Origin of the sequence: Natronococcus sp. A-GB1, assembly GCF_029688845.1 — an archaeon.
Classification (GTDB): domain Archaea; phylum Halobacteriota; class Halobacteria; order Halobacteriales; family Natrialbaceae; genus Natronococcus.
On sequence record NZ_JARUKW010000003.1, the window covers coordinates 103,461 to 128,734 of the forward strand.

Genomic DNA, 25,274 nt, shown 5'->3' on the forward strand with positions numbered 1-25,274 from the left:
AGGGCCCCGTTCCCGGGGACTGCAAACGATAATACTTTTCCATTACTATACGAAAGCCCGAGTATGGTTGACGATCTCGAGAAAGGGCTGGAGGGAGTTCTGGTCGCAGAGTCCGGGCTCAGCTCGGTCGACGGTGATGCCGGACGCTTGATCTATCGTGGCTATTCGATCGAGGACCTCGCTCGCGGCGCGAGCTACGAGGAGGTCGTCTACCTCCTCTGGCACGGCGAACTCCCGACCGAAGACGAGCTGGAGTCGTTTACCGCGTCGCTGACCGAGGAGCGATCGGTCGACGACGACGTTCTCGAGACGGTCGAGCAGCTCGCCGACGCGGACGAGCGACCGATGGCGGCGCTGCGGACGGCGGTGTCGATGCTCTCGGCGTACGAGCCGGAAGCCGACGCCGAGCCCGACGATCTCGAGGCGACGCGGCGACAGGGACGACGGATCACCGCCAAGATCCCGACAGTCCTCGCAGCGTTCGAACGCTACCGCCTCGGCGAGGAACCGGTCGATCCGGACCCCGATCTCGGACTCGCGGCCAACTTCCTCTACATGCTGACGGGCGAGGAACCCGACGAACTGGCCGCCGAGACGTTCGACCAGGCGCTGACGCTGCACGCCGACCACGGACTGAACGCCTCGACGTTCACCTCGATGGTCATCGGCTCGACGATGGCCGACATCTACAGTGCGGTCACCGGCGGCATCGGCGCCCTCTCCGGACCGCTCCACGGCGGTGCCAATCAGGACGTCATGGAGGTCCTCATGGAGATCGACGAGAGTGACCTCGACCACCGCGAATGGGTCAAGCAGGCAAACGAGGAGGGACGACGTATTCCCGGCTTCGGCCACCGCGTCTACAACGTCAAGGACCCCCGCGCGAAGATCCTCGAGGAACGGAGTGAGGAACTCGCCGAGGAAGGCGAGGACAAGTGGTACAACTACACCACGACGATCGAACAGTACCTCTCAGAGGAGCAGGGCCTCGCCGAGAAGGGGATCGCCCCGAACGTCGATTTCTACTCCGGATCGGTCTACTACCAGCTGGGCATTCCGATCGATCTGTACACCCCAATCTTCGCGATGAGCCGCGTCAGCGGCTGGATCGCCCACGTCGTCGAATACCAGGAGGACAATCGCCTCATCCGCCCACGTGCCAGGTACACGGGCCCCGAGGATCAGGAGTTCGTCCCCCTCGAGGATCGGTAGGCCGATCGACCGGCCGAACGATCTACCGGTCGGGGAAAACCGGCGCTACTTTTTGTAACGCACGAGAGAGACGTTCTCATGCCGGCTACGCACTCGAACGAAACGGTATTCGTCTACGGAACGTTGACCGATTCCGATCGGGTCGAGGCCGTTCTCCGGAGCGTCCCGAACGCGGAGTACGACCTCGGTTCGACGGCCGTCCTCGAGGGCCTCCATCGGGTCGAGGGCGAGTACCCGACGCTGGCGCCCGGCGACCGCACCGAGGGCCAGCTCCTCTCGATCGACGAGCGCGGGCTCGAGGCCCTCGATCGATACGAGGGAGTCGATCAGGGACTGTACGAACGGATCGCGGTTCCGCGCGAGGACTCGGACGCCGATGAGGTCTGGGTCTACGTCGGTGACCCGGACCGACTCGGGGTCGCCGAACGGGTCGACTGGCCCGACGGCTCCTCGCTCGAGGACCGGGTTCGAACGTACGTTTCGAACCGGGATATCGTGATACGAACGAGCGAATGACGGACGTCGGTCCAGCGTCTGACGGCCGATAGACCGCGGCGCCCTCTTGCGGTTTCACTTCCGCTCCGGGTGCATGGGTTTTATGGTGTTTCCACCCGCGACTACAGTCGCAGGTCACACGCCGTGCAATCCTGTATTCCCTGTCGTGTTGCCCCACCGGCAACACAGACTATCGGGTCGAGGGGGTAGCCGATACACCTATTCCCGATAGTAAATCCTTACAGTACGTGCCCACTACTCGAGCGTATGCTTCAGTTATCGGATATTCTCGAGGCGGAAGATCGGGTTCGCGAGACCTCCAGACGGACGCCGTTGCAGTACTCGTACACCTACTCGTCGATGACCGACGCCGAGGTCCACCTGAAACTCGAGAACAGCCAGCGGACGGGCGCGTTCAAGATCCGCGGCGCGACCAACCGGATCGCGACGCTGTCGCCCTCGGAGAAGGAAGCAGGTGTCGTCACCGCCAGCGCGGGCAACCACGCCCAGGGAGTCGCGCTCGCCGCGACCCGGGCCGGTGTCGACGCGACAATCGTCATGCCCCAGCACGCCCCGATCTCGAAGGTCAAGGCGACCAGAAACTACGGCGCCGAGGTCGTCCTCGAAGGGACCGACTACAGCGAGGCCGCCGACCGAGCCCACGAGATCGAACGCGAGGAGGGTCGCACCTACCTCCACGCCTTCGACGACGAGGACGTGATGGCCGGCCAGGGGACGATCGGCCTCGAGATTCTCGAGGACTGTCCCGACGTCGACACCGTCGTCGTCCCGATCGGCGGAGGCGGACTCATCAGCGGGATCGCGACGGCGATCAAGGGAAAGAAATCCGACGCGCGCGTTATCGGCGTCCAGGCCGAGGGCGCCTCCAGCGCCGCCCCCTCCCTCGAGAAGGGCGAGCGGGTTTCGCTGGACGGCGTGGACACGATCGCGGACGGGATCGCCACCCGCAGCGTCGGCGAACGGACGTTCCCCTACATTCAGGAGCGGGTCGACGAGGTCGTCACGGTCTCCGATCCCGAGATCGCGATGGCGATCGTCCACCTGCTCGAGCGATCGAAGACGGTGGTCGAAGGAGCGGGTGCGGTGCCGCTTGCGGCCGTCCTCTTCGAGAAGTTCGACTACGACGAGGGCGAGACGATCGTCCCCGCGCTGTGTGGCGGCAACATCGACCTCAACACCCTCAGTAACGTCATCGTCCGCGGGCTGGTCGAGACGGGTCGGTATCTCAAGATTCGGACGGTACTGAAGGATTGCCCCGGCTCGCTCGAGGAGCTACTGGCGATCCTGACCGCCCACCAGGCGAACATCTACGCGATCCACCACGATCGGACCTCGAGGGACGTCGAGATGAGCGACACCGAAGTCGAGATCGAACTCGAGATGCGGGGCACCGACCACGTCGAGCGGTTCCTCGCGGATCTGCGCGACGAGGGCTACGAGGTCGACGTCCTCGCGTAGGATCGAACAAGGTAAGGGCGACGCGACAGACGCTCGAGTGAGGACTGATGACGGGCTCCTCGACCGACGGCTTCTTCGGCCTCTCACGGCGGGCCAAGTCCGCGCTGCTGTGGGGGCTCGTCGGCGCGCTCGCCTTTCTGGTGCTCGTCCAGGGGTATGCGCTGTTCGTCGAACCGCTCGTGACGATGGGGCAGGGTGCGTTCGTGGCCGTTCTCGTCGGTATCGGTGCGGGGATCGGGAGCTATTTGCTCGAGTATCGTATCGCCGCCTGGACGACTCGCCGCGTGGAGTGACCGCGTCTCGTAACAGTTAAACGACGGACGCGGTTAGGATAACTCGAGCCAGGATGGCCGAACGGTAAGGCGCACGCCTGGAAAGCGTGTTCCCTTTGGGATTCTGGGTTCAAATCCCAGTCCTGGCGTATTCTGCCGCGAGCAAACTCGCGAGCGGCGGATACCCGACGACTAGATTTGAACACGCAAGTCGCAGCGGCGAGCGAAGCAAGCCGACCGTCTTGCACCTGTCAAATCCCAGTCCTGGCGTATTTTACCACGAGCAAGCCCTCGAGCGACAGCAGCCCGACTGCTCTGCTCTCGAGTACCCCCTCTCGAGTCACGATCGAGCGCTACTGCTCGATCTCGACCGGGCTGTCGCAGGCGATCCAGCGGTCCGGATCCGAACACTCGCGGACCTCGAAGAACCCGTCCTCGCTGAACCGTGCTTCGTACTCCGAATTCTCGTTCGATTGCATACCCGTCTCGAGCACGGGGGCCGTGATGAGTACGAGGGACGTACCGAGTTCGATCGGCAGGAAACCGGGGCTTGGGCGACCGTTTCGCCCGGCGGAACGATCGCCGACCGAGTCTCGAGCGGGGCGTATTTGCCCGTTCGACACGTAATCGCTCGTATGTGCGGCCGCTACACGCTGTTCGTCGACCGAGAGGAGCTCGAGGAGCGCTTCGACGCTCGCTTCCCCAACTCGGAGTCTCCGTTCGAGCCGCGGTACAACGCGGCGCCGGGCCAGGAGCTACCGGTGATCACGAACGAGGCACCCGAAGAGTTCCGCCGGCTCGAGTGGGGACTGATCCCGTCGTGGGCCGACGACGACAGCGGCGGGCTCATCAACGCACGCGCGGAAACGGTCGACGAGAAGCCGAGCTTTCGGGCGGCCTACGAGTCCCGGCGGTGTCTCGTCCCGGCCGACGGGTTCTACGAGTGGGTCGAGACAAAGGAGGATGAGCGAATCGGAGATTCGCGATCCTCGTCGGATCTCCGATCTGACGGTGGGAAACAGCCCTACCGGGTCGCCTTCGAGGACGACCGTCCGTTCGCGATGGCGGGACTGTGGGAACGCTGGGAGCCCGAGACGACCCAGTCCGGGCTGGACGCGTTCGGCGGCGGCCTCGAGGGCGGGGCCGACGAGGGACCCCTCGAGACGTTTACCATCCTGACGACCGAGCCGAACGACCTGGTCGCACAGCTACACCACCGAATGGCGGTGATTCTCGAGCCCGGCCGGGAGCGGGAGTGGCTGACCGCCGACGAGCCACGGTCGTGTCTGCAGCCGTATTCGGGCGACGGCCTGCGAGCCTACCCGGTGTCGACGGCGGTCAACGACCCAAGCACGGACGAGCCGTCGCTGGTCGAACCGGTCGACCCGTGAGAACTGACGCGTAGGCACTTAAATATAGCCAAGGTATCGGACCGTTCCGGCGTCGGTAGTTGTGATATTCTGTCGCACGACCCGGCGCCATCCATCCGCAGCACCGTGTTTTTGGCCGTCATGCCGGAAACGGCTCGAGTGTGTCGCCGGGATCGATAACGGTGCATTTATGTAGAAGGACAATCAATGAATCGGCTGACTATGAGCCAGCGAATGCAGCAGGGACAGCCGATGATCGTGATGAGCGAGGACTCCCAGCGCGTCAAGGACCAGGACGCGCAGGACTACAATATTCGTGCCGCTCGAGCGGTCGCCGAGGCCGTTCGCTCGACCCTCGGCCCGAAGGGGATGGACAAGATGCTCGTCGACTCGATGGGATCGGTAACGATCACCAACGACGGCGTCACCATCCTCCGAGAGATGGACATCGACAACCCGACGGCCGAGATGATCATCGAGGTCGCCGAGACACAGGAAGACGAGGCCGGCGACGGCACGACCACTGCGGTCGCGATCGCGGGTGAGCTCCTCAAGAACGCCGAGGATCTCCTCGAGCAGGATATCCACCCGACGGCGATCATCAAGGGCTTCCACCTCGCGAGCGAGCAGGCCCGCGAGGAGATCGACGACATCGCCACCGACGTCGACACCAGCGACGAGGAGCTCCTGCGCTCGGTCGCCGAGACCTCGATGACCGGCAAGGGTACCGAGGTCAACAAGGAGCACCTCGCCGAGCTCATCATCGACGCGATCAGCCAGGTCACCGTCGAGAACGACGAGGGCGACAACGTCGTCGACCTCGAGTTCCTCAACATCGAGACCCAGACCGGCCGCAGCGCCGGCGAGTCCGACCTGCTGGAGGGCGGCATCGTGGACAAAGACCCCGTCCACGACAACATGCCGACCGAGGCGGAAGACGCCGACATCCTCCTGCTGAACACGCCGATCGAGGTCGACGAGGCCGACGTCGACACCGAGGTCTCCGTCACCGATCCCGACCAGCTCCAGAAGTTCCTCGACCGCGAGGAGAAACAGCTCAAGGAGAAGGTCGACCAGATCGCCGACCTCGGCGCCGACGTCGTCTTCTGTCAGAAGGGCATCGACGACCTCGCCCAGCACTACCTCGCGAAGGAGGGCATCCTCGCCGTCCGCCGCGCGAAGAAGTCCGACCTCGAGTTCCTCAAGGAGGTCGTCGGCGCGAACATCGTCTCCGATCTGGCGAACGCAACTAGCGACGACCTCGGCCACGGCGACGTCACTCGCGACGACGAGGACGAGCTGTTCTACGTCGAGGGCGAGGACGCCCACGGCGTCACGCTGCTGCTCCGGGGCTCGACCGACCACGTCGTCGACGAGCTCGAGCGCGGCGTCAACGACGCGCTCGACGTCGTCGCACAGACCGTCTCCGACGGCCGCGTGCTGGCCGGCGGCGGCGCCATCGAGGTCGAACTCGCCTCGCGGCTCCGTGACTACGCCGACAGCGTCTCCGGACGCGAGCAGCTGGCTGTCGAGGCCTTCGCCGACTCGCTCGAGCTCGTTCCCCGAGTCCTCGCCGAGAACGCGGGTCTCGATTCGATCGACACGCTCGTCGACCTGCGTGCAGCCCACGACGACGGCGACATCACGGCCGGTCTGAACGTTCTCTCGGGCGACGTCGAGGACACCTTCGACGCCGGCGTCGTCGAACCGGCTCACGCCAAGGACCAGGCCGTCACCTCCGCTGCCGAGGCCGCGAACCTCGTGCTCAAAATCGACGACATCATCTCCGCCGGCGACCTCTCGACCGACAAGGGCGGCGACGAAGAGGGCGCCCCCGGCGGCGGCATGGGCGGCATGGGCGGTATGGGTGGCATGGGCGGCGCGATGTGAAGTAGGCCGTCAGCGCCCCCTCACTCGTCCGAACCACGTACCGCTCGTCACCGATCGAACTCCGGCTTTTTTGAGCGAATTACCAACGGAACGTCCATATCGCTTTAGGCTGGCGCGTCGAGGCGTCGCTATGGCATCGCCACGCGTTCTCCTGAAGACCGCCGCGTTCTCGGTCGGCGTTCCGGGTACCGTCGCGGGCCTCATTCCGAAGCTGTTGGCCCGACGCGATCAACTCGTGTTTCCCGTTCCGGCGGGCATCGCTCGAGCCGCGGGCCTCGGGTCGCTCCTCGTCGGAGTCACGCTGTACACCCACACCGCGTGGCGGTTCTCGGACGAAGGAGGCGGAACGCCGTCCCCCTCCGACGAACCCCCGGAGCTGGTTACAACCGGCGTCTACAGCTACGTCCGGAATCCGATGTACGTCGCCGTCCTCCTGTGTCTCGGCGGACAGGCCCTGCTGTACCGATCGGTGCTCGTCGCCTGATGGGCCGCGGGCTGCTGGCTGGGCTTTCACAACCGCGTGCTCGAGTACGAGGAGCCCCACCTGGCGGCGAAACACGGCGAGGTCTACGAGCGGTACCGGGAACGGGTGCCGCGGTGGGTTCCGCGGCGACCGTGAGGGGGCGGCAGGCCGGTGAACTATTGGGCTCGACAGAGTACAACGAGTATGGCATATCAGACGACGATCGGCTGGTCGCTGTTCTCCTCGGGTATCGTCACGCTCATCCTCAAGGTCATGCCCGGTGACTCGCTCTGGTGGGGGCTGTTGTTGCTCGCGCTTGGGGCCGTTATCCTCTATATCCGCTGACGGTCGGGTGAGCGTGACACGTCACCACGAGTCGAACCGGTGAACGTTTACGATTCGAAACAGTAGCGGGTCGTCAGTGAGTACCCACGACGACGAGACGCCGTTCGACGCCTATCGCGAGGCGGTCGACCGACCGCTCTCGCGGCTCTTTCGTGAGTACGCGCCCGGCCGCCTCGGCTGGTTCTCTTCGGGGATGTTCGCAAACTTCGTGGCGCGGATGGCGAGTCTCGTGCCGCCGTTGATCCTCGGGGTCGCCATCGACGCGGTCTTTCTCGACGAGGGGCCGTTCGAACTGCCGATCGTTCCCGACGCCTGGCTGCCGACCGAGAGCGCCGAACAGTTCCAGTTCACCGTAGTCGCCATCGCTGGCTCGTTTCTCGTCGTCGCCGTCTTCACCTGGATCTACGGCGTCACGGCCAACCTGTTCGCCCACGACGTGATGCACGCCGTCCGGGTCGAAAGCTTCGAGAAGATGCAGCGCCTCGACACGGCGTTCTTCGACGAGAAACAGACCGGCGAGGTCATGGCCGTGTTGAACAACGACACGCAGAACTTGGAGCGATTTCTGGACGACGCGCTGATGAACTCGGCGCGCCTGCTGGTGATGGTCGGCGGTATCGCCGGCGTCCTGTTCTACCTGAACTGGCAACTGGCGTTCGTGACGCTGTTTGCGATCCCCGCGATGGTCGCCTTCACGATCTGGTTCATGCGGGCCGCCGAACCCCGCTACGTCAGCCAGCGCTCGGCCGTCGGCCGGCTGAACACCCGCCTCGAGAACGCGATTTCGGGGATGGGCCTGACGAAGGCGACCTCGAGCGAGGCCCACGAGGTCGATCGCGTGCGCCGGTCCTCGCGGAACTTCTTCGATCGCACGATGGCCGTGTTGAAGCTGAGCTACGTCTACCGGCCGGGAATGGAGCTGCTCGCGGGGATCGCCTTCGCCGGAACCTTCCTCGTCGGCGGGCTCTGGCTCACGACCGGGACCGCGCCCGGCCCGCTAACGGGGACGCTCTCGGTCGGCGACTTCGTCGTCTTCCTCTTTCTGACCCAGCGGATCGTCGACCCGCTCGCGGAGGTCTCGAACATCGTCGACCAGTACGAGAACGCCAAGGCCTCGAGCGAGCGAGTGTTCGGGCTGATGGACATCCCGGTCCACGTCGCCGATCCGGAGGATCCGGTCGCCCTCGAGCCCGTCGAAGGTCGGGTCGCGTACGACGACGTCTCCTTCAGCTACGCCGACACCGAGCACGCCGACGCGGACGGAGATTCGGACCCCGCGTTCGAGGAACCCGTCCTCGAGGACGTCTCCTTCGAGGCCGAGCCGGGCGAGACGGTGGCGTTCGTCGGCCCGACCGGGGCCGGGAAGTCGACGCTGCTGAAACTCCTGTTGCGGCTCTACGACGTCCAGGAGGGGTCGGTGCGGATCGACGGCCACGACGTCCGCGACGTCGCGCTCGCCGATCTGCGGTCGGCCGTCGGCTACGTCAGCCAGGACACATTCCTCTTCGACGGCACGATCGCCGAGAACGTTCGGTACGGTCACTTCGAGGCGTCCGACGACGCGGTTCGGGACGCAGCGAGAGCAGCGCAAGCCCACGAGTTCATCGCCGAGCTTCCCGAGGGGTACGAGACCCGCGTCGGCGAGCGCGGCATCAAGCTCTCGGGCGGCCAGCGTCAGCGGATCGCGCTCGCCCGGGCCGTGCTGGCCGATCCCGAGGTGCTCATCCTCGACGAGGCGACCAGCGCCGTCGACACGAAGACCGAACTCGAGATCCAGCGGTCGATCGACCGGCTCACCGAGGATCGGACGACGCTGGCGATCGCACACCGCCTGTCGACGATCAAGGACGCCGACCTGATCCTCGTCCTCGAGGACGGCAGGGTCGTCGAACGGGGAACGCACGAGGAGCTCCTCGAGCGGGACGGGACGTACGCGCGGCTGTGGGCGGCTCAGGCGGGCGATCGCGAGCGAGCGGCCGAGGCGCTGCTCGAGACCGACGACTGAGAGCTCGGACGAGAAAGCGGACGAGGACAGTAGGCCCCCTCAGGCGTCGTCGACGTCGAGTTCGAACTGCTCGTTCTCGGAGACGGCGTTGAGGACGACGCTCGTGTTCGACGCTTTGATGTCCGGATCGGTCAGGAGCTGCTTGATCTGGTCGTTCATCCCGTCGGTATCTTTGAACTTGCCGATGGCGATGACGTCGTAGTCGCCGGTGACCTCGTAGACGCTGGTCATCTGTCGGTGGTCCTGAAGCGTGTCCGTGATGTCGGGAAGGGCGTTCCCCTCGACCTGCAGCTGGATGATGGCGGTGACGTCGTAGCCGACTGCGTCGTAGTTGACCCGCGGCGTGTACCCCTCGATCACGCCCTCGTCCTCGAGATCCGAGAGGTGGTTCGAGACCGTCGTTACCGAAACGTCGAGCTCCTCGGCGAGGCTCCGGAGGCTCGCCCGCCCGTCGCCAAGCAGGGCGTTTACTAGCTTTGCGTCGAGATTTTCGTAGGTCATCACATAATTCCTCACATGCCACCCTTTAGAAGTTTACGAATATCCAATTGGAAGGCGTAGATGAGTGATTTGATCGAGCCAGTGAGAATTAGTAATAGAGATGCCCGGAGAGCAACGCGAGAAAACCAACGACCTGGAACATCCCGTGTTCTCGACTCCGAACGTACGGTGTGGAATCGTTCGAAGTTCGATCGACCGGGAGACGGCGCCTCGTCGCACAGAACACGGCGTTAGTTCGCCGGCTGCCGGAACGTGGCAACCGGGGACCGCGTCGCAGCGAACGCGGGGAGGCCGACGACGACTGCGCCGCCGATCAGCCCGACGAGAAACCAGACGAGATGGCTGTCGACGACGAGCAGCGTCAGGGCGATTCCGCCGAGCAGGCTCGACCCGAGCACGGCCGGGAGTGCCCCTCGAAGCGTCCGATCCCAGGACTCCCGCGGCGGCGGCGCGTACCGCCAGGCGAGTGCGCCACCGACCGACCCACCGAGCAGGGCTGCGGTATCGGCCCGTCCGTCGGTCACCAGCGCCAGCGACGCCAGAACGACGCTGGTCACGAAGACGGCGGTCGTGGCCGCGTGACGGCCTCGAGTCCGCATCCGACGTCGGATCGCTAGCATCGCCGCGACGTACCCCAGGCCGACCAGCGTCCCGACGACGACGTCGATTGGGAAGTGGACACCGACGACGACCCGCGAGAGCGAGACCAGTCCGATCATCGCGGCCGCGGTTGCGATCCGCTGGCGCCGCGTTCCGACGTCGAGTTCGAGCGCGAGCATCGTCCAGATCACGACCGCTGCCATCGCGTGGCCGCTCGGAAAGCTCGAGGTGCTGATCTCAACGGCGGGGGCGTAGACGAGCGCGACCGGCAGGGGGAGTGACTCGACCGCGACGGCAGGGTCGACGCCCGGACGTGGCGTCTCGAAGAACCCCTTGAGCCCGATCATGACGGCGTAACACCCTAGCACGATCCCGATCCAGGAGGCGAACCGACGAGGGTCGAGATACCAGAACGCGAGGACGACCGCTGGCGCGACGAACCAGACGCTTCCGAGATGAGAGAGAAAGGCGACGAGAAACGCCAGCCACTCAGGGAACGCATCCCTGACAGCTTCGACCCGCGCCGACTCGAACCACATCGGGAGCACCTACAGCGGATGGGAGGTTATAATCAACGGTCTGTCCGGTTGGTCGGTTCTCAGGACCGTCGCTCGCCGATCGCGTTTCGGAGCCGGCCTGGAACGCCGAGGACGGTGAGGCCGGCACCGAGCAACACCATCAGGACGTACAGCCCGAGCGTCGAGGTAAAGACGACCAGTAGCGCCAGGATCGCCCAGCCCCCGCTGAGAAAGTAAAACGCCGCGATCGACATCGCCGTTCCGTACAACAAGACGAGGTAGGGACCCCAGCCGTGGGCGTGGCCGCGTCGAACTCGGCGACGGACGTACCGCTTCAGTTCGGCCTCGAGCGACTCCTTCTCGACGGTGCGTCGCTCGACCGACGTCTCGAACTCGTCGACCCGGTCGCGGAGCCGTTCGATCTCCTCGCGGAGCGCGTCGGCGTCGTCGGCCCGATCGCGAGTGCGGGCGCTCGAGTGCGTCCTGGTACGATCCGCATCGTCCGGATCCGGACGATCTCTCGTGGTCCCCTCGTCGGCACCCGTGGCGTCATCAGTCATCGCTTCTGTCGAAAGCTGTCGAGGGCGGGGACTTTGTAGCTGCCGATCCAGTTCCCGATCCGCGAGCACCACATTGAGGGTCGCCCCGAAAACGAGGATGATCGCCCCGACGTACAGCCAGATGAGAACGAGAAAGACGGCACCGAGCGCGCCGTAGACGGCGTACTGTCCGGCGAGATCCGCGTACAACGAGAACGTACGACTGAGGACGAACCATCCCATCGCCGCGAGAAGCGTTCCGGGAAGCGCCTCGCGAACGTCGATATTCGCGTCGGGAAAGATCATGTACAGCGGCAGGAAGGCGGCGATCAGCCCCAGCAGGACGAACAGCGGTCCGAGGACGAGGTGTCCGGTAAAGGGGACGAATCGGACCGCCAGTTCGATGCCGGCGACGATCGAGAGTCCGATCACGATCGCGGCGGCGGCGATCGTCGCGTCCCAGAACGTATTGATCAGCGACTTCGAAGCCACAGTGCCGTACACTGCCGAGAAGGCGCGATCGAGGCCACGAAACACGCGGCTCGAGCCCCAGAGGAGACCGAGTGCCCCGACGACGGTCGCACCCTGTTGGCCCGTCTCGTCGACGATCGTCTCTGTGAGGAGTGCCTGTGCCGACGGTGTCAGTACATCCTCGGTCGTGTCGGTCACCTGCGCCGCGAGCGCTTCTCCGCCGACCGAGGCCGCAAGCGCCAGCGAGAGCAGTGCTAACGGCGCGAGCGAGAGAAATGCGTAGAAGGCGACCCCGGCGGCCAGAAGCGTCAGCTGCTCCTGTCTGGCCAGTTGGACGAGCCGTGTTCCAAGCTCGTGTGCGCGGCTGTAATCGAGCACGAGAGACCGTTCGGGCCGAACTCAAATATGTGGTCGTGTGGCACTGGCCTGCAGCGCCCGTCGGACGAGTTGATGGATGGCTCGCGGACGAACCGGAACGGGACCCCTACTCGAGGGACGCCGCGGTCGCCGTCCGAATCTCTCCGACCGAGGCGTCGGTCTTGAACGCCGTTCCCCCGTAGTGGGCTCTCGAGGCGTCGTAGCCGACTTCCCGCAGATCATCGAGAAAGTCGTCCATCGCGTTGGCGGGCAGTCCCCAGTTGCGACAGAGCTTGTGCTGGTCGTAGTGGGTCGGCTCGTCGAGTTCGGCCTCGAGCGTCTCGCACAGCTCTCGAGCCTTCCCGGCAGTGCCGAACGACTCGGGAACGCGCTCGCGAACGTCGGCGACGAACGCTCGGTCGCGGATCGGACCGAGCCACACCGGGCCGGCGACGAGGATCCGGGTGCCGTCACAGTGCGGGCAGCGCTCGAGCGGGTCGGCGATCAGCCCCTGATTCGTCTCGCGGTACAGACAGTCCTCGCAGTGTGAGAGGTAGCCCAGCTCCTCGAGGGCGGCGTCGGCCGCGGTGGGTTTGTGCTCGAGCTCGAGGTAGGTGCGGACGTAGTGGCTCGTCGCGTGGGTCAGGATCGGCTCGACGCCGACGTCGAAGCGGGCCCCGCTTCTCGCGAGCGCCGACAGCAGGATCCGGACGCCCATCTCGGCGTGGTAGTCGGTGTTCTGTGGCACTGCGGAGTAGGAGCGGACGCCGCTGTTGAAGTGGGCGCCACACAGCGGTGCCGTGTCGGTCGCGGTCACACAGACCAGATCCCGGCAGTTCGCGAACGCGGCGTCAGCGAACGGCATCGGCGTCCCGTAGGGGTCGAGATCGATCACGTCAAAGACGTCATCGTGCATGAGGGCGTTGACGTCGCGGTTGACGACAGTTGCCTCACAGTCGTTTCGTTCAAGGTTCCCTCGGGCGAGGGAGACGGCCTCCTCGTCGACGTCACAGCACGTGACGTCCCAGCCGTCCGCGGCGGCGCGCGTCCCGCGAACCCCGCTCGCGGTCATCGCGTCGAGGTACGACTCGGCGCGCGGCTCGCGCTCGCAGTAGGCCCGCAGCGTCGCGATCGTCAGATCCCGGTTCAACTCCTGTCTCGGGTTGTAGAATACCGACTCCTCGATCCCCTCGGTCTGTTCGCCGGGGACCTCGAGTTCGACTCCGCCCTCGGTGACGCGCATACCGTCTCTCGTCCGCGGAGGTCGAAAAAGCGCGTGATCTTCCGTCGGGCTCGCGGGCTCTCGTACGGGGATGGTGAAAGGTATCAATCCCCAATAGGTAGGAAATCTGAAAATTTATCACGCGGAACGAACGTGATAGCGTATGGAACGACAACCGCTCACCCGGCGACAGTTCACAACGACTGCCGCGGCCCTGACCGCAGTCGGACTCGCCGGCTGTTCGGACGATGACGGCGACAACGGCGACGACGGCGACGACGACATGTTCGAGACGGACGATCCCGGCGCACTCACGCTCTTTTTCGAGACCGAGGACGGCGAGCCGGTTTCGACCGGGTTCAGCGTCCTGATCGAACACGAGGAGGAAGACTACAGCTCCACCCACGCCGAAGAGATCGAGGACGGCGAACTCTCTGACGTCAACCTCCTCCACGAGGGCGAGTACACGATCACCGTCGAAAGCGAGGATGGCGAGTTCGACGACGTCGAGGAGACCGTCACGCTCGAGGAAGAGGAAGACGAAGAGGAGACGATCGTCCTCGAGGGCGCGACGCCCGATTCCGAGGTCGAAGACGAGGAAGACGGCGAAGACGAAGCGGACGACGAAGAGGAGGAGACCGACGACGACGGCGAGGCGGACGACGAAGGTGGCGACGACGAGAACGGTGAAGCGGACGAAGACGGCGACGATGAGGACGAAGCCGGCGACGAGACCGACGACGACGAGTAGCACATCCGTCCCGTGCCGAAGCTCTTTCTATTCTTTCGGACGCTGAGCGACGCTTTCGTCGACGGGGTCTGCGTTCTCTCGTCGGTCGAGGGGCCGACACCGATCGATGCCCGAGCCGATCCTCCGGTCGGTCCCGGGCGAACAACCAAACCGATTTCACGGTCCGTTCCCGAATTCCGGACGTGCCGGAAGCGAACCCCGTCGAGCGCTGGCAGGCCCGACTCGAGGAGACCGGCGAGCTCACGCCGGAGATCGTCGATCGGATCTCGACGTTTCACGGCGACCGCGGGGTTCGCGCCATCGAGGCGGTCGGCGAACACCGCGTGAAGTCCTACCGCGACTTTACGATCGTCGTCGGCTACGACGACGAGTACATCGTCGAGGACGGCGGCTGTACCTGCAAGGACAGCGAGTACAACCTGGACGACGACGACCCCACGGAGCTGTGCTGGCACGCCCTCGCGGTGGCGATCGCCCGTCGCGTCGGCCACGTCGACTACCACGACATGTGGTACTCCGACGTCCGCGAGCTGCTCTGAGAACCGCACGTGCGGGGTGGAACCGTTAGTCGGAGTCAGAACTGTTAGTCGGACTCGTTACAGGCCGCGATGATGACCTCCGGATCGTCGATCAGCCGGTTTTCCATGTAGTTTCCCTTCCCCTTCCCCGCCCACTTGCGCTCCTGTTCGATGATCGAGAGGAACTCGAGCTCCGAGAGGATATCCCGCACCCGCCGGAGCTTCAGGTGATCCGATCGGTCCCGGTCACAAAGTCGCTTGTAGAGGTCGTAGGCCTCGTTGGTCGTCACCGGGGCGTCCTCACCCTCTTTTTGCTGGGTAAGCAGTGCCATCGCCTCGAGGACGAGCTTTGCGTGGCTCGGACTCTTCGAGATGAGTTCGGCCAGCCGGCTGGTCTCCTCGCGCTCGTGGGCGTGGTCGACGCAGGCCTCGGTGACCGCCTCGAGGTCGTCCTCTTCGGCGATCTCGCCGGCAAAGCGGAGGATGTCGATCGCCTTGCGCGCGTCGCCGTGTTCGCGCGCGGCGAGGGCGGCGACGCGGGGGACGACGCCGTCCTCGAGGACGTCGTCGTGGAAGGCATCGGATCGCGAGCGCAGGATCTCACGGATCTGGGAGGCGTCGTACGGCGAGAAGACGTACTCGCGTTCACAGAGGCTCGATTTGATCCGCTCGTCCAGCGAGTCCTTGTACCGGACCTTGTTCGAGATGCCGATGACGCCGACGGTGCTGTCGGTGAGTTTGCCGGATTCGACCGCCCGCGACAGCTGCATCAGGATGTCGTCGTCCTCGATCTTGTCGACTTCGTCCAGGATGATCAGCGCGACGTCGTACTCGGTGTCGACGATCCGCCACAGCCGCCGGTAGTACTCGGCGGTGCTCAGCCCCGAGTGGGGGATCGAGATCCCCGTCGCGGGCTGGTCGTTGAGCTGGTGGGCCGTCGACTGGACGGCCTGGGTTTCCGTCGACTCCTGGAGGCAGTCGACGTAGGCGACGCCGATCGAAATGTCGTTACCCTCGGCGCGGTCGATCGCCTGGTTCGTGATGAACTTCGAACACAGCGACTTGCCGGTCCCGGTCTTCCCGTAGACGAGAACGTTGTTCGGCGTGTTTCCCCGCGTGGCCGGTTTGATCGCGTTCGCGAGGTTCGTCAGCTCGTCCTCGCGACCGATGATGCGGTCGCCGTCGGGGAGGTGTGACACCTGCAGCAGCTCCTTGTTCCGGAAGATCTCGGTTTCGCTGCCGAAGTAGTCCATCGAATCCGACATTCAGCTACTCCGACTATCGGGAGAGGGTGCTTGTAAACGTTCGGAACCGGATTGCCGCTGTAATTCCCTCGGTTTCGTTGTGTCGCGTTCTGAGAAACGGGAACGACACCCCACGATGCCGCTGTATAGGCCGTCCAAGGAGTCCGGAGTGCCGCTGTATGAGTGTGTCTCTCGCGGTAAGTTGGTCGAAGGTGTGCTCGAGGAGACACCCCTCGGTGCCGCTGTATCGGCGACCGGATCGGCGAAGTTTGAGTACCACCGACGACTCTCGGGGAGTCGGTATACACCGGAGTTCTTCTGTATGAGGACAAATTCTTGGATAAACAGTCGGATCCGCCCGGTTCTTACCCCTCGGTGCCGCTGTATAGATACACACACACCCCGCAGTGCCGCTGTAACGGGACGGAAGTGGGGGAGTCGAAACGGAGGTGCTCGGGAACTGACGTCCGCGGCGACGCGATAGTGGATGCCGCCTCCTATACGATATCCTCGAGGATGCTGGGCAGCCTCCGCAACGAATCGCAGATGCCTCGAAACGGCCGTCGGTAGCCGTACAAGCAAAAGAGACCGCGACGAACTACCCGTCCGACCGCGACAAACTACCTGCCCGACCGCGAGGGGTTTCACGGCGACTGCCGCCCGGACTCGAGCGACGAGTCGAAGAACGCGACCGAAACGGAAACCGACTCGAGTCTGAACCCCGGATTCGACTCGAGCCATCCCCCGTTCGATACGATCGAACGAAGCAACGTTCGATACTGCTAATGGACTTTGACTCAGCAATAGTATTTAGGTATGGTGATATCCGCGGGTGAGAGTCAGGTCGAGCGGATTGATATCTTCAGACGAGAAGCGACAATCCAACTCGCCCGCCGTGGGTCTCGCAACCGCTCGAGAAGCTGTTTCCCCTCCACGTAACGATCGTTCGGTCTTCCATCCCGTCCCTCCTCACGTGAGCTATACAGCGGCAACGCGGGGTGTGTCTCTTCCACTTCCACGTCCGCAGTCGGCTTGCCCACCGGAGTCCGCAGTCGGCTCGTTGATCTCCGAACGCCCCGAGCGACGACCCCCCGGCAATTTCGCTCACAGCCCCGGTTTACGCGGATGCCGCCTTCCCCTCGCGCAGTCGTTCGATCGCCTCCCGAACCGTTTCGGCGTCCTCGGGGTGCGTTCCGTAAACGATCTCGTCCGCGTGGGGTTCGACCCGCCGCGTGACCCCTGCGAGTCGCTCGGGGTCGATCTCCGCTCCCGACAGCTGGATCGAAAGCGAGACCTCGAACTCCGCGAGCCGGCGCGCGAACCCGCGGGCCAGCGACTCGGCCCAGTAGCTCGTCCCGTAGCCGGGATCACAGAGCGGGACGAGGAAGCCGTCGACGTGGGTCGCGAGCGCCTCCGGCTCGATCCCCGTACGCGCTCGAAGGTTCCCTGGATAGGGATCGGGGTACAGCGTCGCGGTCAGATCGCCACCGACTCGAGTCGCTACCGCCGCGACGAAGGTCGTGAGAACGTCGGCTCTCCACGCCTCGCGCTCGCCGAATTCGCTCGCCTCGAACTGCCGCTCGCAGCGCTCGCACCGACAGAACCCCGGTCCGGGAAAGCCGAGCGTCGTCAGCCGAACGTCGCCCTCGATTCCCCCCAGCCGCTCGAGCAGCCCCTGGCGGTAGTCGGGATCGGTCGGACACACGGTCCCCCAGTGGTGGCCCTCGACGTCGGGCGCGGCCCGCGTTCCGTCGGCGTCGACGGCCGCCCGCTTGGGTTCGTCACGGACCGTCGCCGTATCGCCCCAGCAGGCGACGGAGCTGACCGCCCCCTCGAGTGGCTCTTGCCGTCGTCCGTCGACGTACTTCGTGAAGTAGTAGCACCGATCGCCGATCCCGGCTCGAGCGAGATCACGATCGTCGGTGAGGATGGCATACATGACTCGAAGTGCCGTGCGAACGATCTTAAAACGTTACTCGCGATCGCGACTCCCGAATCGCTACTCCTCGCTGCAGATCTCGACGAATCTCCGACAGCCACCTTTTTGCCGTTCGGATCGACTCCGTCGACCGCTCACGGCAAAAATCTGGACCAAAAACCGTTATCCTCCCCAGAGTTCGTGGAAGCGCTACTCCTCGCTACAGATTTCGACGAAGTTCCGCAGGATTCTCAATCCCGTCTCGCCGCTCTTCTCGGGGTGGAACTGGGTACCGAAGACGTTGCCGGCTTCGTTCGCGACGATTGCGGGAAAGTCGATTTCGTAGTCGGTCGTCGCCACCGTGGCGTCCTCGTTGTCGGGAACCGCGTAGTAGGAGTGGACGAAGTAAGCGTACCGGCCGTCGACGGATCCGCCAGCGGCGGATCCATCTTCCCGTTGGGTTTCCGACCCGACGCCGTCGACTCCTCTCACGAGCGGGTGGTCGCGCTCGACCGACAGCTGGTTCCAGCCCATGTGAGGGACCTTCTGGCCCTCGGCGAAGCGAACGTTCGTTCCGGGGATCAGGTCGAGTCCCTGGACGGCCGACTCGCCTTCGTTCGCTCCCTCCTCGCTGGTCGTTAGCAGCATCTGCATGCCGAGACAGATCCCGAACAGCGGCGTGCCGGAGTCGGCGACCTCGAGTAAGTCCTCCCGAAGCGGGTCGGCGTTTTCGACGCCCTCGCGGAACGCGCCCACACCGGGCAGAACGACCCCGTCGGCGTCGGCGAACGCCTCGGGATCGTCGGTGATCTCGACGTCGGCGCCCGCGCGCTCGAGCCCGCGGGTGACGCTGCGGAGGTTGCCGAGGCCGTAGTCGACGACCACGACGTCGGCGAGTGACTGCTGCTGGTCGGCCGTAACGGTGCTCATGTACCGACCTCGGTCGGGTGGAAAGAAGTGTGTTGTCATTCGCGCAGTTCTCGGCGCTCGAATCCGCTCGAGAGGCCGCGCAGAAACGGCGAACCGAACCACTCGAGCCGACCCAGACGACTCGAGCCAACCCATCCGATCCGTCCGAACCAAACCACCTGACTCGAGCCGACCCGGCAGTCGTCTCACCACTCGAGCGCGAACCCAGGAGTTACTACCCGCACCTCCGTAGTCCCCGTATGACCGAAGTCGATCCGGAAACCGTGGTACGGGACTACTACGACGCCGTCGACGACGAACGCTACGACGACCTCGTCGCGCTGTTCGCCGAGGACGTTCGCTACGAGCGTCCGGGACAGGGCGCGATCGAGGGCCGAGCGGAGCTCCGGGAGTTCTACCTCGAGGGACGGCCGCTCGAGGAGGGCAGCCACGAGGTCGACGACCTGATCGTCGACGGCGACACGGTCGCCGTACGAGGGACGTTTGCGGGTCGTCAGAACGGCGAGGACGTCGCCTTCGCTTTCGCGGACTTCCACGAGTTCGAGGACGGGACGATCGCGCGTCGTTACTCGTTTACGGACCGCGACGAGGTGTAGGGAGCGGAACCTATCCTCGCCGCCGAGACGGTGCCGAGAACCGAAGGTGCGATCGCCATGTCGGAGCCGACCGTCGCACAGCGTTGTTTCTTCGGTGTCGCCTCGCTGTCGCACAACGCTGTCTCGAAGTCGAGTCTCTGCTCACACCGACGACGGGAGTTTCCACACCCCCCAGCCGATTCGCTCACGGGCTATCGGCCCGTTCGCTCATCCCTCGCACGGCGTTGTCGATCGGTTCTCGCTGTCGCTCGAACCTGATCGACAGCGTGCGCCACCGCAAGAACCCTCGTGAACCCTCTCTGCAACGCTCGAAACGGAGTGAACCGTCAGAACCCGTCGAGGCGCGTCTGGCCGCCCTCCGACCCGTCGACGTCCGCGAGCTCTGCAGCACGCTGAATCGCGTCCGCGAACGTCTCCTCCTGGCTGCGGTCGTACAGCGTCGCCGCGGGGTGGACGCAGATCAGCAGTCGACGCGGCGTTCCCTCGATGCGAACCTCCTCGACGGAACCGGCCTCCTTCGTCACCGACACCGATCGGTCCAGCAGGTGTTCGGTCGGCACCTTTCCGAGCGTGACGATCACGTCCGGCTCAAGCCGATCGATCTCCGTCTCGAGGTAGCCACGGCAGTTCTCGAGTTCCTTTTTCGTCGGGTCGCGGTTCTCCGGGGGGCGACAGCGAACGCAGTTGGTGATCCGAACCGTCTCCCGATCCAGGCCGACCGTCCGCAGCTGTTCGTCGAGCACGGAGCCGCTTCGTCCGACGAACGGCTCGCCCTGTTCGTCTTCCTGCGCACCCGGGCCCTCGCCGACGAACAGCACGTCGGCGTCCTCTGGACCGGTGCCGTTGACGATCCGACTTCGCGACTCGACGAGTTTCGGACACCGGGTACACTCCGTGACACAGAGATCCTCCATCGTTCCCATAGCCGTCCCTCAGACGGCTTCCTACTACGCCTTTCGGGTCGCAGCTGCCGGTCGACGAATCGAGGATCGACGGTCGTCGGCTGACGGCGACCTCACCCGCCGTGGGCGAGCGAGTCCGCGTATGCATCGGCCGCTCGAGCGGCCTGTCGTGCGACCCGAATCGGCTCCGGGCGCCCGCCTTCGGGAGTGAACCCGCGGACGACGTCGACGGCCTCGCCAAACTCGAGGCCGACGCTGCGGACGTACACCGTCTCGTCGTTGATCGACACGGGGCGTCGCTCGGGAAGCCGGCGATACCGCTCGAGGCGCTCCTCGAGGGCTGCGCCGGAGAAAGCGTCCTCGAGGCCGGCCTCGAGTCCCTCGCTCTCCTCGAAGGTGACCGCGAGAACCGGTCGCTGGGCGCGTTCGTGTATCGTCGAAAGATCGAGAATGTTGAACCAGGCGGGCGCGACGGCACTGATCAGCACGTACCGAACGTCGGGGCGACCGAGGTCGTCGACGAGTCGGCAGATCGCCTCGGTCGCGTCGGTGTCGCCCACGGTACACTTTCGGTAGCCGACGCCGTCCAGAACGCGATCGGCGCGGACGACGGTACCGGCGATCGTACTTCGACCCTGTTCACTCGGAGCGTCCGATTCGACGCGGAACGACTCGGCGACGCCGAGCGCCCGCGTCCCGGCCTTCATTCGGGGTCGTCCTTGATCTCCTCGAGGCGATCGAGCAGCTCGTCGCTCGAGGCGCCGTTCTCGAACTCGATCGAGCCGTGGTGATGGTTCTGTTCCGACTGGACAGCGTCGTCGTCATCAAAATCGGCGTCGACCTCCTGTTGTTCGGACTCGTCGTAGCTCCCGAATCCCATACAGTGTTACGTTCGAGAGCGGAACTGAAAAGTCCCGGGGTGACCCACCTTCAATCCCCTTAAACAGCACATATTCGGGCCAACATCGTTCTCGCGGGGCGTTCCGACGACGCCACAGTTACGCCCGCTCCGAGAGAGGAAATTCACGGATTCCGGCAGTACCGTTTTGCCGTCGGCTCACGACCGACTCCGTATGGAGGTCTACCACGTCACCGAGAACGCCGAGACGTTCACCTGCAACGCCTATCTGGTCGTCGGCGACCGAACCACGCTGGTCGACGCCGGCTCGTGGGATGGGATCGTCGACGAGATCCGCGAGCACACCGACGAGCTCGACGCCGTCGTGATGACCCACCAGCACGGGGACCACGTCGAACAGCTCGAGTCCGTCTGCGAGGCCTTCGACCCCGAGGTGTACGCCTACGACCACCACCCGGAACGAGACCACGCGATCGAGGACGGGGACACGATACAGATCGGTGACGAGGAGTTCGACGTCGTCTACACGCCCGGCCACTCGGACGACCACGTCTCGTTCGTCTCCGAGTCGACGCTGTTTTCGGGCGACGTTGTGGTCCACGACGACGGCGCCTTCGACTACGGCAGCTTCGGCCGCACCGACATGGCCGGCCAGTCCCGCGAGCGACTCATCGAGAGCATCGAGGATCTCCTCGAGCGCATGCCAGACGGCGGTCGCGCAAACGATGCGAGCACGGCCTCGGGAGACGAGCGAAGCGAGTCTGCCGGCGTCGAGCACATGTACGCGGGCCACGGCGACGTCTTTCACGGTGACGTGCGCGACGTTGTCGAGACGTCGCTCTCGCGAGCGGAGAAACGGGAGCCGAAGTATCCCGACGAATAGCACGCGCGAGCGACCGGGGCAGCGAGCGGCTTCTTGGTCCAGATTTTCCGAACCGAGTGGGGCCGAGGTCCCAGGTGAGCCGGTGAAACACCGTCTGATCCTCTCCTCGAGGAGCGCGTGGCTCTCCAGGAAGGGTCCGGGATCGGGGAGGTGAGCGAGGACGAACTCGTTCCAGCCGTCGAACGCTGCGTTGGCGTCGTCGGTCGGCCGCGAAAGCGGGATCCTGCTCGAGCGTACGGAGGATGGGCCCCAGCCCTGCTGCCGAACTGAGTCGACCGTCCACCGCTCGCTCGAGGGGGCAACCGACCGAGCCGCACGAGGGCGGAGCTAGAGAGAACTCGCTCGAGGATCGAAAACGCCGCAGAGAACCGAGTTAGGCCGCTCGCGGCTCGGTCGCCTTCGGTCGGAGGTTCTTGTAACCGCACTTGCGACAGCGGTCGGAGTCCTTCGCGTTACGAGCGTTACAGCGCATGCAGATCATCTTCTGGAGCGTCCGGTTTTCGGCGGCGTCGAAACTTGGCATGTCGCTCCGTTGGCCCGTCGTCCATATAACCGCTGTGGTCGCGAACCGGTCTCGAGCCGAATAATTATGCTTCGGCGACACGGTCTGTCACCTATGCCGGGCTCCGTTCGCGAGTGGTCGATGCTGCCGGAAGAGACCCCACTCCGTCGCGCCCTGGTGTACGCCCCGTACGGGCTGTACGGCGGGTTCGCTGCGTGGATCGTCGCGGCCGCCGTCCTGCTTACCGTCGGTCAGGCGCTCGCCGGTTCGCCGCTCGCACTCGCGATGTTTGCGGTACTCGCCGGGGGTCCTGTCTCGGTCGTTGCCCTGTGGCTGCTCGTTCGTCACGACAGCCTTCCGAAGTGGCTAGATGGGCTGTACCTGACCGACAGGCTCACCGGCCGTGGACTCGCGCTCGCGATCGCCGTCGGCGTCGCCGTCGTCGGGATTGTCGGGGTCCTCTCGCCCCGGGGAACGGTACTGCTGGTCTTCCTCGGGACAGGGGTACTGGCGCTCGTCTCGAACTCCGCGGAGGCGACGGTCGCGTTCGATCCGGGGGCCGGTCGGATCGTGGTCAGAAACGAGCGACGCCGAGACAGCGGAGGGACGAAGCGGATCGACCTCGCGAACGTTACGGCTGCTTATCGGGTGCCGCTCGGGGTTGTCTCGCTGTACGTCTGCCGACGCGTCGGTGCGAGTCCGGTCACCGTTTCCGTTCCGGAGCGCCACCGATCGGCGTTCGAGCGGGCGCTCGAGGAAGCCGACGACGTGACGCCGACCGCGGAACCGAAGACGCCGAACACGACGCGGCCGATGCGGATCGTGCTCGTCGTCGTGTCGCTCAAGTTCTTCGCCGTCGCGGGCGCGATCGGTTATCTCGTCTACGACGCCGGTAGTCCCGGTACCGGACGGGTTCTGGCCGGCCTTTCGACGCTGCTCTTCTTCGGACTGGTCACGCTCTGGTACGCGAGCTACCAGTCGTTGCTCGCGCGTCGGGAACGAATCCGTTCACGCCAGTAGCCGACCAGAATGATCGGGTCGAAAGCGACACCGGCTCTACGCCGACTCCTCGTCGGCCAGGTAGTCGTTCTGGACCGCGACGACCTCGCTCGAGTCCGCACACTCGCCGTACCGACGCAGGGGCTCCTCGTTCAGCGTCAGGAACGTCTCCCCCCACCGGAACGGCTCGAGGAGTTCCTCGGCGCGTTCCCGGTCCCCGAGGATACAGCAGGCGGCCGCGAGCGCCTCGACGGTCGTCAGCCGGAACGGACGGCCGTAGTTGACCGGGTTCGCGGCCACCAGAAAGGGCAGCGCGCGGTGAACGCCGTTCATCCGAAAGGCGGCCTCCTCGGCGGACTCCCAGGAGCAGTCGAGGGCGACCAGCGTCCCCAGTGCCTCGTCGGCGTCGGCCGGCGAGAGCGCCTGCTCGGCGTGGGGGTTGAGGACGACGCCGTAGGGCACCTGCCGCATGGTACGGTAGAGCGTCGCCTCGTCGAACTGCTCGAGTCGGCGCGCGGTGCACTTCTTCGGGTCGTCGTCGCCCTCGTAGTAGACGTGACAGTCCACGGTCGAGGCGAGATAGGCGCGCCGTCGAGAAAAGACGGTCGATGCGTCCACGATAACTCAGTTCGGCGTCACACCCCGATTCGATCGCCCGTGTAACCGGCGATACTCGAGGCCGCCGACCACCAGCGCGAGTGCGAAGGGAACGAACCAGAGCACGGCGTAGGTGATCATCGGCGACGGCGAGGCGCCCAGGTGGACGGTCTCCCGCACGTAGCGCCACGTCCAAAGGGTCACGAGTGCGAACCCGCCCGCGACGACCACCACGGGCAACCGCAGCTGCCAGCGGACGAACAGCAGCGTCGGGACCGCGCCGAGCGCGACGAGGCCGGCCACCACGAGCGCGAGCATGGCGTACTCGACCGGCTGTGCGGCGAACAGCTCGGTGGCGATCCCGGAGACGCCGTCGCCGGCCGCCTCGGCGACGAGAGCCACGGCGAGCAGATGACCGATGCCGACCGCGAGACTCGCGAGGAGCCCCCGCCTCGAGACCGACTCGGTCGCTCGTCCTTGGTTTCGAACGGCGTACTCGAGCGTGATCAGCACGATGCCGCCGACGGCGACGAACAGGAGCGCGTGGACGACCGCGGCGAACGAGACGAAGTGTGGGCCGAGTCCGAGGTCGCCGAGGTGGGGGACGAGCGCGAACGCCGCGAGTGAGAGGGCAACCGAGAACCGGATACCGGCACGGACCGCGAGAGCGGCAACGAGGGCGAATCCGCCCGTCGCGGCGACGAACAGGTTGGCCGCCGACGCCGTGAGTGAGGGGTCGTAGCCGACCGCGCCGAGGTAGGCGAGCATCGCGACGGGGAAGAGGACGAACCCGAGATAGCGAAGTCGCATCTGACAGCCATACGACCGGTGTGGTC

General features: G+C 65.2%; 28 protein-coding genes and 1 tRNA gene. 15 read left to right on the plus strand and 14 right to left on the minus strand.

The genetic code is table 11. From position 1 onward, the window contains the following. Window positions 1-63 precede the first annotated feature (63 nt). The 5 genes from citZ to QA600_RS04990 all read left to right on the plus strand — a co-directional run bounded on the left by citZ (window position 64) and on the right by QA600_RS04990 (window position 3,607). Window positions 64-1,212: a citrate synthase gene (gene citZ / locus QA600_RS04970; RefSeq protein ID WP_278290857.1), complete on the plus strand. Its 1,149-nt coding sequence runs from the start codon at window positions 64-66 to the stop codon at window positions 1,210-1,212. Between the two features lie 78 nt (window positions 1,213-1,290). Beyond that, the gene (locus QA600_RS04975) at window positions 1,291-1,728 is read left to right on the plus strand and encodes a gamma-glutamylcyclotransferase family protein (RefSeq protein WP_278290858.1); all 438 of its coding nucleotides are present in this window, start codon (window positions 1,291-1,293) and stop codon (window positions 1,726-1,728) included. 246 nt (window positions 1,729-1,974) lie between these two features. Further along, the gene (gene ilvA / locus QA600_RS04980; RefSeq protein WP_278290859.1) at window positions 1,975-3,186 is read left to right on the plus strand and encodes a threonine ammonia-lyase; all 1,212 of its coding nucleotides are present in this window, start codon (window positions 1,975-1,977) and stop codon (window positions 3,184-3,186) included. A 47-nt stretch (window positions 3,187-3,233) separates the two neighbouring features. Next, entirely contained in the window at window positions 3,234-3,479 is a 246-nt protein-coding gene (locus tag QA600_RS04985; RefSeq protein ID WP_278290860.1) for a hypothetical protein, read from the plus strand. A 47-nt stretch (window positions 3,480-3,526) separates the two neighbouring features. Beyond that, window positions 3,527-3,607, plus strand: a tRNA-Ser gene (locus tag QA600_RS04990). Between the two features lie 204 nt (window positions 3,608-3,811). Here QA600_RS04990 and QA600_RS04995 read toward each other — a convergent pair. Further along, complete coding sequence (locus QA600_RS04995) at window positions 3,812-3,937, minus strand: hypothetical protein (protein ID WP_278290861.1); 126 nt, start codon at window positions 3,935-3,937, stop codon at window positions 3,812-3,814. 156 nt (window positions 3,938-4,093) lie between these two features. Here QA600_RS04995 and QA600_RS05000 point away from each other — a divergent pair, with 156 nt between their 5' ends. The 5 genes from QA600_RS05000 to QA600_RS05020 all read left to right on the plus strand — a co-directional run bounded on the left by QA600_RS05000 (window position 4,094) and on the right by QA600_RS05020 (window position 9,531). Further along, on the plus strand, window positions 4,094-4,849 hold the full coding sequence (locus QA600_RS05000) for an SOS response-associated peptidase (RefSeq protein WP_278290862.1): 756 nt from the start codon (window positions 4,094-4,096) through the stop codon (window positions 4,847-4,849). A gap of 201 nt (window positions 4,850-5,050) precedes the next feature. Continuing rightward, entirely contained in the window at window positions 5,051-6,718 is a 1,668-nt protein-coding gene (thsB, locus tag QA600_RS05005; protein WP_278290863.1) for a thermosome subunit beta, read from the plus strand. A 130-nt stretch (window positions 6,719-6,848) separates the two neighbouring features. Next, window positions 6,849-7,202 carry a methyltransferase gene (locus QA600_RS05010; protein WP_278290864.1) on the plus strand — a complete coding sequence of 118 codons (354 nt, stop codon included), beginning with the start codon at window positions 6,849-6,851 and terminating at the stop codon, window positions 7,200-7,202. A 183-nt stretch (window positions 7,203-7,385) separates the two neighbouring features. Continuing rightward, window positions 7,386-7,526: a hypothetical protein gene (locus QA600_RS05015; RefSeq protein ID WP_005552975.1), complete on the plus strand. Its 141-nt coding sequence runs from the start codon at window positions 7,386-7,388 to the stop codon at window positions 7,524-7,526. Window positions 7,527-7,602: 76 nt separating this feature from the next. Next, the gene (locus QA600_RS05020) at window positions 7,603-9,531 is read left to right on the plus strand and encodes an ABC transporter ATP-binding protein (protein WP_278290865.1); all 1,929 of its coding nucleotides are present in this window, start codon (window positions 7,603-7,605) and stop codon (window positions 9,529-9,531) included. Window positions 9,532-9,570: 39 nt separating this feature from the next. Here the strand turns inward: QA600_RS05020 and lrp are convergent, their stop codons facing one another. From lrp to QA600_RS05040, 4 genes are all read right to left on the minus strand, one after another. After that, window positions 9,571-10,032, minus strand: coding sequence for an HTH-type transcriptional regulator Lrp (lrp, locus tag QA600_RS05025; protein ID WP_278290866.1), 462 nt, complete (start codon window positions 10,030-10,032; stop codon window positions 9,571-9,573). A 230-nt stretch (window positions 10,033-10,262) separates the two neighbouring features. Further along, window positions 10,263-11,171 (minus strand): phosphatase PAP2 family protein, encoded by a 909-nt coding sequence (locus tag QA600_RS05030; protein WP_278290867.1) that lies wholly within the window; start codon window positions 11,169-11,171, stop codon window positions 10,263-10,265. Window positions 11,172-11,230: 59 nt separating this feature from the next. Next, window positions 11,231-12,538, minus strand: coding sequence for a YihY/virulence factor BrkB family protein (locus QA600_RS05035; protein WP_278290868.1), 1,308 nt, complete (start codon window positions 12,536-12,538; stop codon window positions 11,231-11,233). A 106-nt stretch (window positions 12,539-12,644) separates the two neighbouring features. Continuing rightward, on the minus strand, window positions 12,645-13,760 hold the full coding sequence (locus tag QA600_RS05040) for a tRNA (guanine(26)-N(2))-dimethyltransferase (protein ID WP_278290869.1): 1,116 nt from the start codon (window positions 13,758-13,760) through the stop codon (window positions 12,645-12,647). A 142-nt stretch (window positions 13,761-13,902) separates the two neighbouring features. Here QA600_RS05040 and QA600_RS05045 point away from each other — a divergent pair, with 142 nt between their 5' ends. Further along, entirely contained in the window at window positions 13,903-14,490 is a 588-nt protein-coding gene (locus QA600_RS05045; RefSeq protein ID WP_278290870.1) for an S-layer protein, read from the plus strand. A 182-nt stretch (window positions 14,491-14,672) separates the two neighbouring features. Beyond that, entirely contained in the window at window positions 14,673-15,029 is a 357-nt protein-coding gene (locus QA600_RS05050; RefSeq protein ID WP_278290871.1) for a hypothetical protein, read from the plus strand. A 44-nt stretch (window positions 15,030-15,073) separates the two neighbouring features. Here QA600_RS05050 and QA600_RS05055 read toward each other — a convergent pair whose 3' ends face one another. The 3 genes from QA600_RS05055 to hisH form a co-directional block, all read right to left on the minus strand. Next, entirely contained in the window at window positions 15,074-16,273 is a 1,200-nt protein-coding gene (locus QA600_RS05055; RefSeq protein ID WP_278290872.1) for an orc1/cdc6 family replication initiation protein, read from the minus strand. Between the two features lie 1,096 nt (window positions 16,274-17,369). Beyond that, window positions 17,370-18,191, minus strand: coding sequence for a hypothetical protein (locus QA600_RS05060; protein ID WP_278290873.1), 822 nt, complete (start codon window positions 18,189-18,191; stop codon window positions 17,370-17,372). Between the two features lie 189 nt (window positions 18,192-18,380). After that, entirely contained in the window at window positions 18,381-19,100 is a 720-nt protein-coding gene (gene hisH, locus QA600_RS05065) for an imidazole glycerol phosphate synthase subunit HisH (protein WP_278290874.1), read from the minus strand. Window positions 19,101-19,339: 239 nt separating this feature from the next. Between hisH and QA600_RS05070 the strand changes: the two genes are divergently transcribed. Next, window positions 19,340-19,696, plus strand: a complete 357-nt coding sequence (locus QA600_RS05070; RefSeq protein WP_278290875.1) for a nuclear transport factor 2 family protein — start codon at window positions 19,340-19,342, stop codon at window positions 19,694-19,696. 326 nt (window positions 19,697-20,022) lie between these two features. Here the strand turns inward: QA600_RS05070 and QA600_RS05075 are convergent, their stop codons facing one another. From QA600_RS05075 to QA600_RS05085, 3 genes are all read right to left on the minus strand, one after another. Then, the gene (locus QA600_RS05075; RefSeq protein WP_278290876.1) at window positions 20,023-20,619 is read right to left on the minus strand and encodes a uracil-DNA glycosylase; all 597 of its coding nucleotides are present in this window, start codon (window positions 20,617-20,619) and stop codon (window positions 20,023-20,025) included. Window positions 20,620-20,711: 92 nt separating this feature from the next. Beyond that, complete coding sequence (locus QA600_RS05080; protein ID WP_278290877.1) at window positions 20,712-21,305, minus strand: DUF99 family protein; 594 nt, start codon at window positions 21,303-21,305, stop codon at window positions 20,712-20,714. After that, window positions 21,302-21,478 (minus strand): DUF5786 family protein, encoded by a 177-nt coding sequence (locus QA600_RS05085; RefSeq protein ID WP_278290878.1) that lies wholly within the window; start codon window positions 21,476-21,478, stop codon window positions 21,302-21,304. Before QA600_RS05085 ends, QA600_RS05080 begins: the two co-directional genes overlap by 4 nt. 193 nt (window positions 21,479-21,671) lie before the next feature. Between QA600_RS05085 and QA600_RS05090 the strand changes: the two genes are divergently transcribed. Further along, the gene (locus tag QA600_RS05090; protein ID WP_278290879.1) at window positions 21,672-22,340 is read left to right on the plus strand and encodes an MBL fold metallo-hydrolase; all 669 of its coding nucleotides are present in this window, start codon (window positions 21,672-21,674) and stop codon (window positions 22,338-22,340) included. Between the two features lie 373 nt (window positions 22,341-22,713). On the opposite strand, the gene QA600_RS05095 is transcribed toward QA600_RS05090, so the two are convergent. Next, the gene (locus QA600_RS05095; RefSeq protein ID WP_278290880.1) at window positions 22,714-22,863 is read right to left on the minus strand and encodes a 50S ribosomal protein L40e; all 150 of its coding nucleotides are present in this window, start codon (window positions 22,861-22,863) and stop codon (window positions 22,714-22,716) included. 93 nt (window positions 22,864-22,956) lie between these two features. Here QA600_RS05095 and QA600_RS05100 point away from each other — a divergent pair, with 93 nt between their 5' ends. Further along, window positions 22,957-23,862 carry a hypothetical protein gene (locus QA600_RS05100; RefSeq protein WP_278290881.1) on the plus strand — a complete coding sequence of 302 codons (906 nt, stop codon included), beginning with the start codon at window positions 22,957-22,959 and terminating at the stop codon, window positions 23,860-23,862. Window positions 23,863-23,898: 36 nt separating this feature from the next. On the opposite strand, the gene QA600_RS05105 is transcribed toward QA600_RS05100, so the two are convergent. Then, on the minus strand, window positions 23,899-24,408 hold the full coding sequence (locus QA600_RS05105; protein ID WP_278291015.1) for a DUF367 family protein: 510 nt from the start codon (window positions 24,406-24,408) through the stop codon (window positions 23,899-23,901). A gap of 57 nt (window positions 24,409-24,465) precedes the next feature. Then, entirely contained in the window at window positions 24,466-25,248 is a 783-nt protein-coding gene (locus QA600_RS05110) for a hypothetical protein (RefSeq protein WP_278290882.1), read from the minus strand. Window positions 25,249-25,274: the final 26 nt, after the last annotated feature.